This window comes from Collinsella aerofaciens, assembly GCF_039752955.1.
Lineage (GTDB): Bacteria > Actinomycetota > Coriobacteriia > Coriobacteriales > Coriobacteriaceae > Collinsella > Collinsella aerofaciens_BI.
This window is the reverse complement of sequence record NZ_JBDMHB010000026.1, coordinates 20310-30818: the sequence shown is the minus strand read 5'-3', so window position 1 is coordinate 30818 and position 10509 is coordinate 20310. Positions and strand designations below refer to the sequence as shown.

Genomic DNA, 10509 nt, shown 5'->3' with positions numbered 1-10509 from the left:
CACGCCGTCGCCATGGCTAGAGCGCAGAGCAACCCAGCGGGTACCCTCGCGGTTGGCGCAGTCCTGAGGCATAACGTAGGGCGTGAACATGTCGTCGACCGTGGTGCGGTAATGACCGACCGGGTTGGCGCGCAGCGAGTCCGGATAGTTCTCGCCTGGGCCGTGGCCATACCACTCGACGGCACGATCGCAACCGGGGACCTCGAAGGAGATGCCGATGCGCGGGATGATATCCGAGTAATCGCCGTAGGGCTCGCCGGAAACCTTGAGGTCGACACGACCGCTCGGAAGCACGGTGTAGACGAGCTCGACGCGCATGCCGAACGCGCGGACGGGAGGAGCGATACGCTGGCTCACGGTAACGACGACCGCATTGCCATCCTGCTTCCAAGAAACCTTGCGGGTAGACGTCTGCATCACATCGATGAAGTTGTCCTTCCACAGGGAGTCATACTCCTGAGCGTGGTTGTCGACGAGCGGATGCCAAAAACCAACCTGGGGACCAGAGGCCATGACGTCGCGGCCGGATGCCTTCCACTCGCTCACGGTACCGTTGACTTTGCTGAAGGCCAGCTCGCCATTGAGGGAGTGAATGCGGATCTCCTGCTCGGTCTCCTCGACCGTAAGCTCAGGACGAGCGGGGGCGGCGATGGCCGGCGCCGGATGGTTGGCGATGGCAAACTGGCTAGCACCCAACTGGAACATCGGCTCGCACCAGACGTGAGCGGCCATGGTGTAGGCGTGCACGGTCAGCAGGGTCTCCCCCACTGCGGCCTCGCGAATCACCAGCGGCAGCTGGACGGACTCGCCGGGGGCAACCGCACCGGGCATGAGCGTCTTGCGGCAGACCACGTCGCCGTCCACCAGGGTCTCGGCCGACAGGCAGACATCCTCGAGGGTGGTAAACCAACGCTTGTTGGTGACGGTCAGCTCGCCTGCCTCGGCGTCATAAGCCATGCGAACCGGGCAGATGACCTGGCCATACTCAGTGAGGCCCGGACTCGGCTGCTGCCAGGGGAACACCATGCCATCGATGCAGAAGTTGCTGTTGTTGGGGTAATCGCCGTTGTCGCCACCATACATATCGTAGGCAACGCCGTCCTCGGTCACAGCAGCCAGACCGTGGTCGCACCATTCCCAGATAAACTGGCCTTGGATGCAATCCCAACGATCGAAGACCTCCTGGTACTCGGACAGGCCTCCGGGGCCATTACCCATGGAGTGGCCATACTCGCAGTTAATGCGCGGCTTGGGGAACGGATGCTCGCCAAAGTCGTTCATCTGCGACACGCGGGAGTACATCGTGGAAATGACGTCGACGGTATCGGCGTTGCGATCCTCCTCGTAATGGACCGGACGACCATCGAGCTCGTGAGCCTTGGCGTACATCGCGCGGATGTTGCAGCCATAGCCGCTCTCGTTGCCCATCGACCACATAATGATGCAGGCGTGATTGCGCTCCTGCATCACCAGGCGCTCAATGCGGTCGACGTAGGCCGGCTCCCATGCCGGGTCGTCGGTGACCAGGGCGATATTGCCGATATTCTCGAAGCCGTGGCTCTCCATATCGGTCTCGGCGACCAGCATGATGCCATACTCGTCGCACAGCTCGTAAAAGCGCGGGTCGTTGGCGTAGTGGGACGTGCGCACCGCGTTGATGTTGTGCTGCTTCATGAGCTCCAGGTCGCGGCGCATGCGATCGAGGCCCACGGCGCGGCCCTTGTGATCGTCGTGATCGTGGCGGTTGACGCCATGCATCTTAAAGTAAGTGCCGTTGAGGTAGATATGATTGCCCTCGACCGTCACCTCGGCAAGACCCTGGCGATGCGGAACGTACTCGCTGACCTCGTCACCGTCGTAGACCTCAAACGTAAGGTCATAGAGGAAGGGGTCCTCGGGGTTCCAGAAGTGGGCATCGGTCACGCTGCACTCGGCATGGCCGTCGATGCACTCACCCGTAGCCACCACGTTCTCGCCATCGCTGAGCGTATACACGACGCGGGTAGCGCCCTCGGCCACCGTATCAAGCGTAATCAGAGCGGTATCGCCCTCGCGGTGCGTGCGGAACCTAAAGTCGACCAGGTGCGCGGCGGGGCGCTGCATAAGGTACACATCGCGGAAGATGCCCGAGGCCCACCACATATCCTGGTCCTCGATGTAGCTACCATCGCTGTACTGCAGAACCTTGACCGCAAACAGGTTGTCACCCTCGACGAGCGCGTCGGTCACGTCGAACTCGGCGGACAGGCGCGAGCCCTTGGTCATGCCGATAAACTGGCCGTTGACGTACAGCTCGCCATAGCTCTCGATGCCGTCAAAGCGAATGATCTCGCGAGCGCCGGCAGGAACGGCGGGAAGGTTGACGATGCGCTGGTAGACGCCCGTGGGGTCGTCGGAGGGAACGAACGGCTGGTCCACCGGGAACGGGAAACCCTCGTCGGTGTAGGCAAGGTTGCCATAGCCGTCCACCTGCCACAGGTGCGGAACCTCCACGTGATCCCACTCGGGCTTGTACGTGGAGAGTTCCTCGTTGGAGACGGCAGCGGGGCCCTCAAAGAGGCGGAACTGCCACGAGCCGGACAGCTGGACAAACCCGCGCGACAGCTCACGGCTGTACGTTGCAGCGAGATCGGCGGTCTCGTAGCCCATAAAGAACGCATGGGGTGCCAGGCGGTTCCTGTGGGTGAGCGCTTGGTTTTCCCAATCGTTAATGGCGTCCATGGTGATGCTCCTTCGTCATCGTAGTGATTCTTGTGCAACCGGTTGTCCTTATCTTACGGGCGATGCAAAAAGCTGTGCAACCGGTTGTCCGCTGAACGGTCGATTTGACCGGGTTAACGGTGCAACCGGTTGTACAACCGCGACACTTATGTCACCCTGAGTATCGAAACACAGCACAAGACATCGTTCTTAAGCTCGTAGGCAACCGCCACGCCCGCAGATATCTCCCCCCATACGAGGTGTATTCGATTGCGGCTTGGTTGCAAAACGACGCCGGTCACCGGATATCATGAACGCTGTTCAGACGCACTATAGTAAGCTGTATCCGCACCAGCCCGTATCAGTGACAACATCGACCGCATTTTCCAGGAGACGCCATGACCCAACCAGTTCGCACCGCACCTACGCTTGCCGAGGTTGCCGCAGCTGCCGGCGTGTCGCGCTCCACGGCATCGCGCGCTCTCAACGATTCGCCCCGCATTAGCGAGGAAACCAAAAAGCGCGTCCGCGCGGCGGCCAAGGAAGTCAATTTTGTCCCCAACGCTCGTGGCCGAGCGCTCGCTGTCGGGCGCACGGAAATCATCGCCGTGCTCGTGACCGAGCCCCTGAGTGAACTCTTCAGCGACCCCACCTATAGCGAGTTTTTGAGCGGCATTACCGAGGAACTGTCGGAGTCGTCCTATCTGCCCGTTATCTTGCAGGCGTCTTCTACGCATGAGCGCAACCGCGCACGCGAGCACTTTGAGCGCCGCTCGTTCGACGCCGTGATCGACGTCTCCCCCTACAAGGGCAGCGAGCTGCTCGAGGTACTGTGCGAGCTGGGCGTACCCACCGTGTTGTGCGGCCAGCTCGAGGGCCACCCCTATCGCGATGTGTTCTCGACGGTCTACTCTGACGACGAAGAGGGCGGACGCTTTGCAGCGCTCGCTATGAAGGAGCGAGGGCGCAAAGATATCGTCGCCGTGTTGGGACCGCAAGACAACCCCGCCGTTGTCGACCGCCTGCGCGGCTACCGCGCCGTCTTGGGCGAAGACCTCCCAGACGCAAACGTTATCTATACCGGCTGGAACAACGGAGACGGCTATCAGGCCATGCACCAGATCCTCGCGCGCGAGATTGCTTTCGATGGCGTGCTCTGCGGATCGGACCGTATCGCGGCTGGCGTCATCACCGCACTCAACGAGGCAGGCCTATCCGTTCCGGCGGACATTTCTGTCGTCGGCTTCGACGATCACGAGATTGCGACGCGCTGCGTCCCCGCGCTCACGACCGTCCGCCAGCCCCTGCGCGAAGAAGGCCACATGGCCGCCAACATTGCGCTCGACATGATCAAGGGTGCCGAGCCCACCACCTCCGTGATGCACATGCAGCTGATCCAGAGAGACTCGCTATAAGAAATTGGGGCAGGCTTTCCGCCAGACAGTTGTTACGGAAAGCCTGCCCCGTTTTGAGTGCTCATTCTGGGGCACAGTTTCCGTTAGACAGCTCAACCGGAAACTGTGCCCCATTATTTTGCCGAATTCTGGGGCACGCTTTCCGCGACGCCCGGTCATCCCAAGCCCTCACAATCTCGGCGCATAAAAAACGAGGAAAGGCACACGTCCTTCCCTCGTTGCAAGCAATATGTAGCCGCTCGCCTACATCAGGCGCAGGCTGACGTCCTTGAGCTGGGCGCCGGAAACGGCACTCGGGGCGCCCGACATGAGGTCGGAGCCGCTGGCCGTCTTGGGGAACGCCATGACGTCGCGGATGGAGTCGGAACCGGTGAGCAGCATGCACACGCGGTCCAGGCCCAGAGCGAAACCGCCCATCGGGGGCGCACCAAACTTGAGGGCCTCCATGAGGAAGCCAAACTGAGACTCGGCGCGCTCCTCGGTAAAGCCCAGAAGCTTAAGCATGGACATCTGCATCTCGGCGTTGTGGATACGCATACCGCCGCCGCCGGCCTCAAAGCCGTCCATGACAAAGTCGTAGGTGCACGAACCGGCTGCCAGCGGGTCGGCCTCGATCTTGGCGATGTCGGTCTCGGTCGGCAGGGTAAAGGGCTGGTGCTCGGCAGCATAGGCCTTGCGATCCTCGTCCCAATGGAACAGCGGGAAGTTGACGACCCACAGGAAGTCGTGACCCTCGCGCTTGATCTCGAGTGCGTTGGCCATATGAGAACGCATGCCGCCCAGGATCTCGTCAGAGAGCAGACGCGGGCCGGCGGCGAACATCACAAGGTCGCCGGGCTCGACGTCCATGCGCTCGCGCAGAGCCGCCATCTCCTCGTCCGAGAAGAACTTGACGATGGGGCTGTTAATGGAGCCGTCCTCGCGGAAAGCGATCCAGGCCAGGCCCTTGGCGCCAAACGTGGAGGCCACGCCGGCGAGCTTATCGATCTTGGCACGTGCCCAGGCACCGGCGCCCTTGGCGTTGATGGCCTTGACGACGGAGCCCTCCTCGTTTGCGGCGGTCGCGAAGACCTTGAACTTGGAGTTGGCAAAGATGTCAGTCAGGTCGACCAGGTGCATGCCATAGCGGGTATCGGGCTTGTCGGAGCCATAGGTGTCCATGGCCTCCCAGTAGTCCATGCGACGCAGCGGCGTGGGCATCTCGACACCCATGCGGCCGAAGGCATCGGCAAGAACCTCTTCGAGCGCGCTCATGACATCGTTCTGGTCCACGAAGGACATCTCGATATCGACCTGGGTGAACTCGGGCTGACGGTCGGCACGCAGGTCCTCGTCGCGGAAGCACTTGGCAACCTGGTAGTAGCGCTCGACGCCACCGACCATGAGCAGCTGCTTCAGAAGCTGCGGGGACTGCGGCAGGGCGTAGAAGTTGCCCGGCTGGATGCGGCTGGGGACGATGAAGTCGCGGGCACCCTCGGGCGTGGACTTAAACAGGGAGGGCGTCTCGACCTCCATGAACTCACGGTTGTGCAGCGCCTCGCGAATGGCAAAGGTAAAGTCGGAGCGCAGCTTGAGGTTTGCCATCATCTCGGGACGACGGAGGTCCAGATAGCGATAGCGCAGACGGGTGTCCTCGCTGGTCTCGATGCCGTCCTCGATCTGGAACGGCGGGGTGACGGAAGTGTTGAGCACCTCGGCGTGGTCGGTCAGGACCTCGATCTCGCCGGTCGCGAGCTTGGCGTTGGTGGTCTCCTCGCCACGGGAGCGCACGACGCCGTGGATCTTGATAGGCCACTCGGGACGCATGGTCTCGGCAATCTTAAAGGCGTCGCCGTCGGAGTGCTCGGGGTCGAAGGTGAGCTGCGTGATGCCCTCGCGGTCGCGAAGGTCGCAGAAAATAAGGCCGCCGTGATCGCGGCGACGGCTCACCCAACCGGTGAGGGTGACCTCTTCGCCCACGTTCTCGCGGCGAAGCTCGCCGCAGGTACGGGTGTGCATGGAATGCTCGTCGATGGGACGGGTCTGGCTCATACCAGTGATCCTCCTTTATGGATCTGTGCCGCCCCGTGTCGTTCCGGGCGGCGTCGTACAGATTTGCCCAGCCTGCGTAAACCGCGCAGCCAGACATGGCGTTCTATCTTATCGCACCTGTGTCGATGTGCCGCGGAAAAGTAGCTCCTGCCCAAAGACTTGACGGAGACGAAACAATTGACGCACCGTGGCACCCGCCCGCGCTCGTCACGTGCGACAATATGCCCCAATAAAACAGCACTTGGAAAGGCCCGTCATGACTGCACGCCTCATCGTTATGGATATCGACTCCACGCTCATCAACCAGGAGGTCATCGACCTGTTGGGCGAAGAGGCCGGCGTAGGCGAACAGGTGGCACAGATCACCGAACGCGCCATGCGCGGCGAGCTGGACTTTAAGCAAGCGCTCGTGGAGCGCGTGGGGCTGCTCGCCGGCTTGGACGACAGCGTGTTCGAGCGCACCTTTGAGCGCGTGACGTTTACCCCCGGCGCGCTGGAGCTTGTGCGCTCGGCACACAGCAAGGGCTGGAAGGTCGGCGTGGTGAGCGGCGGCTTCCACGAGGTCGCCGACAAAATCGCGGCCGCCGCGGGCATCGATTTTTGCCTGGCCAACCGCCTGGAGGTCGTGGACGGCAAGCTCACCGGTAAGTTGGCTGCCGACATTGTGACCAAGGAGTCCAAGCTCATCCAGCTGCTGGACTGGGCAGTTGAGTGCGGCGTCGACATGGCCCACACGGTCGCTATTGGCGACGGGGCAAACGACATCCCCATGATCCAGGCCGCGGGCACGGGCATCGCGTTTTGCGCCAAGCCTAAGACGCGCGAAGCCGCCCCGTTTGCCATCGACGAGCGCAACCTGATGCTCGCCATGGACATCATCCTGCGTGACTAGCCGATCCGTCTAACAATTGAATCAGTCTGTCCTATAGTTTCCGAACAATTTTGTCTTAGTGTTCGGAAACATACCCTTTGAGTGCTAGACTTTGCGCCGTCGAAGGGAACATATATGGATAAGCGAGATCTTGAGCAGCTGCTGAGCGATGTTGCCGGCGGATCAGTCACCCCTGCCGATGCCCTTACGCGCATCCAGACGGCTCCGACCGCCGATTTGGGCTTTGCGCAGCTCGATCTTTCGCGCGGAGTGCGCCAGGGAGCCGGCGAGGTTGTCTACGGCGCCGGTAAAACCGCCGAGCAAATTGCCGCCATTATCAAAGCATTACTCGATGCCGGCCAGGAGCGCATCCTGGTCACGCGCCTGGATACCGAAAAAGCCGCGCGCACCGCTGAGCTTCTCGACAACGACATCGACCTGGGATATGTCCCGGACGCCCAGCTCGCCCTGGTGGGTGGCAAGCCCTCCCCCACCGGCAACGGACGCGTTGTCGTCGCCTGCGCCGGCACGAGCGACCTGCCCGTCGCCGAAGAGGCGGCACTGACGGCCGAGTTCTACGGCAACGAGGTCGATCGCCTCTACGACGTGGGTGTCGCCGGCCTGCACCGCCTGCTCGCTCATGCTGAGGAACTTGCCCAGGCGCAGGTGGTCATCGCCATCGCCGGCATGGAAGGCGCCCTGGCGAGCGTAATCGGAGGCCTTGTGAGCTGTCCGGTCATCGCCGTCCCCACCAGCGTGGGCTATGGCGCGAGCTTTGGCGGCGTGGCCGCACTGCTCGCCATGCTCAACTCCTGCGCCAGCGGCGTTTCGGTCGTCAACATCGACAACGGCTTCGGTGCCGCCTACCAGGCAAGTCTTATCAATCATCTGAGCGCCGGCACATCCCGCGCCCGCTAAGGAGCATTTCATGTCCAACCATCAGCACACGCTTATCATCGACGGCACCTCGGGCATCAGCGGCGACATGACCGTCGCGGCTCTACTCGATCTGGGCGCCAGTGAGGAGCATCTGCGCGAGCAGCTCGCCACGCTACCAGTCGACGGCTTTGAGATTGCCGTTACACGCGTAAACAAGCATGGCATCGACGCCTGCGACTTTGACGTTCAGCTGGCAGAGGAGCTCGAGAACCACGACCACGACATGGCCTGGCTCTACGGCAACGAAGCAGCTGCCGAGCACATGCACGAGCATGAGCACCACCATCATGATCATGGCGAGCACGAACACGAGCACTGCCACGAGCATGACCATGAGGGCCACGCCCATGAGCACGAGGATCATCACCACACCCACCACCATCATCACCGCTCGCTAGCCGACGTCACCGCCATCATCGATGGCTCGCAGCTAAGCGATGGTGCCAAGCGTCGCGCGCTCGCCATTTTTTCCGTACTCGCTGCTGCCGAGGCCAAGGCTCACGGCAAAACGCCCGAGACCGTCATGTTCCACGAGGTGGGCGCCGTCGATTCCATCGTCGACGTCTGCTCTGTCGCCATCTGCCTCGATGACCTGAGTATTGAGGACATCGTGGTCGAGTCGCTCTCCGAGGGCCACGGCACCATTCGCTGCGCCCACGGCCTTATGCCCATTCCCGTCCCTGCTGTCGTCAACCTGTGCCAGGCGGGCAATATCGCCCTCGCGCCCGCACCGGTCGCCGGCGAGCTCGTGACGCCCACGGGCGCCGCCATCGTCGCCGCACTGCGCACGTCCGAGCACCTGCCGGCCCGCTACCGCATCGAGGCCGTCGGCTACGGCGCCGGTAAGCGCCCCTACGAGGGCTGCTCCGGCACGCTCCGTTGCCTGCTTGTTCACGTGGATGCATAGCCATGGATGCCCGCAAAACCAAAAGCCGCGCCGCCATCGTCGCAGCATTTTCCGAGCTCCTTCGCGAGGAGGACTACGGCAAGATCACCGTCGGCGACATCATCGCTCGCGCCCATGTGGGTCGGGCCACGTTCTACGGCCTCTTCAAGAGCAAAGACTACCTACTGTCCGAGCTCGTGAGCGACATCTGTACCCACGCCCTCGACGACGATGGCACACCGCTCGACGACCCACTCGTGCAGGTCGAGCATATCCTCAACAACCTCTGGGAGCGCCGCCAGGGCGTACGCGCCCTCGTAGCCGGCGCCGGCTCACGCGTCTTCGCCGACTGTCTCCGCAAGACCATCATGTCACGAGCAGCCGAAACCGTCCCTACCGACCCAAACGGTCCCGCCGGCACCATGGACCGAAGCTTCCTACTGCACCACATAGCCTCAAGCTTCGTAGGAATGGTCCAATGGTGGGCCTGGCACAACTTCCAAGCCCCAAAAGAGGACGTAGCCAAAGACTACCTCTCAGCCATAAAACCCCTCTTCAGCTAAGTAACTATCCCTTCCCAAGGTGGGAGCCCAATCCCAAAGTGCGGATCCCATTCCAAAGTTCCGCTCCGCTCATGACGCCACGCATCCCAAAGTGTCGACAACAGCCCAGCGCCCCTATCAGCAACAAGCCCCTCCCATCCAAATTCAGATATATACGTTGGGTTGCTTGTTCCAACGCGACTAAAATCCCGCAGCCGTCCGCATGGGGTAACTTCCCAGCGCATTCCGCAGGACGCAAAAAGGCTCGCCGCACGAAGTGCGCAGCGAGCCTATTTGCATGTCCGAGGACGCGCTGGGAAGTTACCCCATGCGGACGGCGAACAATATATGTAGCCTCAGACTAGAACATGCCCAAGAAACCATGCACAAACAGCGCGGCCAGAGCGGCACCGATAAACGGAGCGATGCCAGGAACAAGCAGGCCGTACTTCCAGTTGTTGTCGGCCTTGTTCTTGATCGGCAGCACCTGATAGGCCATGCGAGGACCAAGGTCACGAGCCTGGTTCATGGCGAAGCCGGTGATGCCGCCCATGCCCATGCCAACAGCCCAAACAATCAGACCGACGCAGATAGCGAGCATCAAAACGTTCTCGCCGGCGCGGCTAGCAGCAGCAAGGATGGCGCTGATGAACACGAAGGTGCAGATAGCCTCGCAGAAGAAGTTGCGGGCATAGTTCGTGCCCTCGGTGGTAGGGTTGGTCGAGAAGATGTTGCGCTGGGCAATGGGGTCGACGACGCCCTCGGAAGCCTTGAACTCATCGGCATACATAAGCCAAGCGATTACGGCGCCCACAAAGCCGCCGAGCATATCGGCAATCATGAAGGGGATGCAGCTGCTCCACGGCACCAGGCCTACGATGCACTGGGCAAGCACCATAGCCGGGTTCATGCACACGGCGCCGCCAAAGACAAACAGGCAGACCGAGATGCCAAAAGACCAAGTGGTGATGGCAAACATGTGGCCGGAGCCCTGATACTTGGTGCCCTTAAGCACGGTATCGCAGTGCACGCCCACGCCAAAGATGATCATGAGGGCCGTTGCGCCGAATTCGCAGAGGAGTTTGGTAAGCATAAAACCTTATCTTTCTTGTCGGTTATAAACGA

General features: G+C 61.6%; 8 protein-coding genes. 5 read left to right on the top strand and 3 right to left on the bottom strand.

Annotated elements, in window-relative coordinates; genetic code table 11:
• On the bottom strand, window positions 1–2721 hold a 2721-nt coding region (locus ABHR75_RS06865), incomplete at its 3' end, for a glycoside hydrolase family 2 TIM barrel-domain containing protein (RefSeq protein WP_346963947.1).
• Between the two features lie 377 nt (window positions 2722–3098).
• On the opposite strand from ABHR75_RS06865, the gene ABHR75_RS06860 reads away from it, so the two are divergent.
• Window positions 3099–4115, top strand: a complete 1017-nt coding sequence (locus tag ABHR75_RS06860) for a LacI family DNA-binding transcriptional regulator (protein ID WP_346963946.1) — start codon at window positions 3099–3101, stop codon at window positions 4113–4115.
• Window positions 4116–4358: 243 nt separating this feature from the next.
• On the opposite strand, the gene aspS is transcribed toward ABHR75_RS06860, so the two are convergent.
• Window positions 4359–6146, bottom strand: coding sequence for an aspartate--tRNA ligase (aspS, locus tag ABHR75_RS06855; protein WP_006234779.1), 1788 nt, complete (start codon window positions 6144–6146; stop codon window positions 4359–4361).
• A gap of 256 nt (window positions 6147–6402) precedes the next feature.
• Between aspS and serB the strand changes: the two genes are divergently transcribed.
• The 4 genes from serB to ABHR75_RS06835 all read left to right on the top strand — a co-directional run bounded on the left by serB (window position 6403) and on the right by ABHR75_RS06835 (window position 9405).
• Window positions 6403–7038 carry a phosphoserine phosphatase SerB gene (gene serB / locus ABHR75_RS06850; RefSeq protein WP_346963945.1) on the top strand — a complete coding sequence of 212 codons (636 nt, stop codon included), beginning with the start codon at window positions 6403–6405 and terminating at the stop codon, window positions 7036–7038.
• 114 nt (window positions 7039–7152) lie between these two features.
• Window positions 7153–7935: a nickel pincer cofactor biosynthesis protein LarB gene (gene larB / locus ABHR75_RS06845; protein WP_346963944.1), complete on the top strand. Its 783-nt coding sequence runs from the start codon at window positions 7153–7155 to the stop codon at window positions 7933–7935.
• A gap of 10 nt (window positions 7936–7945) precedes the next feature.
• Window positions 7946–8863, top strand: coding sequence for a nickel pincer cofactor biosynthesis protein LarC (larC, locus tag ABHR75_RS06840; protein ID WP_346963943.1), 918 nt, complete (start codon window positions 7946–7948; stop codon window positions 8861–8863).
• A gap of 2 nt (window positions 8864–8865) precedes the next feature.
• Window positions 8866–9405, top strand: coding sequence for a TetR/AcrR family transcriptional regulator (locus ABHR75_RS06835; protein WP_346963942.1), 540 nt, complete (start codon window positions 8866–8868; stop codon window positions 9403–9405).
• Between the two features lie 340 nt (window positions 9406–9745).
• Here the strand turns inward: ABHR75_RS06835 and larD are convergent, their stop codons facing one another.
• Window positions 9746–10477, bottom strand: coding sequence for a D/L-lactic acid transporter LarD (gene larD / locus ABHR75_RS06830; RefSeq protein ID WP_117640038.1), 732 nt, complete (start codon window positions 10475–10477; stop codon window positions 9746–9748).
• Window positions 10478–10509: the final 32 nt, after the last annotated feature.

Bases quoted from the DNA above. Each gene is read 5' to 3' on its own strand.
- ABHR75_RS06860 (WP_346963946.1), top strand. From the start codon at position 3,099: ATGACCCAACCAGTTCGCACCGCACCTACGCTTGCCGAGGTTGCCGCA.
- aspS (WP_006234779.1), bottom strand. From the start codon at position 6,146: ATGAGCCAGACCCGTCCCATCGACGAGCATTCCATGCACACCCGTACC.
- serB (WP_346963945.1), top strand. From the start codon at position 6,403: ATGACTGCACGCCTCATCGTTATGGATATCGACTCCACGCTCATCAAC.
- larB (WP_346963944.1), top strand. From the start codon at position 7,153: ATGGATAAGCGAGATCTTGAGCAGCTGCTGAGCGATGTTGCCGGCGGA.
- larC (WP_346963943.1), top strand. From the start codon at position 7,946: ATGTCCAACCATCAGCACACGCTTATCATCGACGGCACCTCGGGCATC.
- ABHR75_RS06835 (WP_346963942.1), top strand. From the start codon at position 8,866: ATGGATGCCCGCAAAACCAAAAGCCGCGCCGCCATCGTCGCAGCATTT.
- larD (WP_117640038.1), bottom strand. From the start codon at position 10,477: ATGCTTACCAAACTCCTCTGCGAATTCGGCGCAACGGCCCTCATGATC.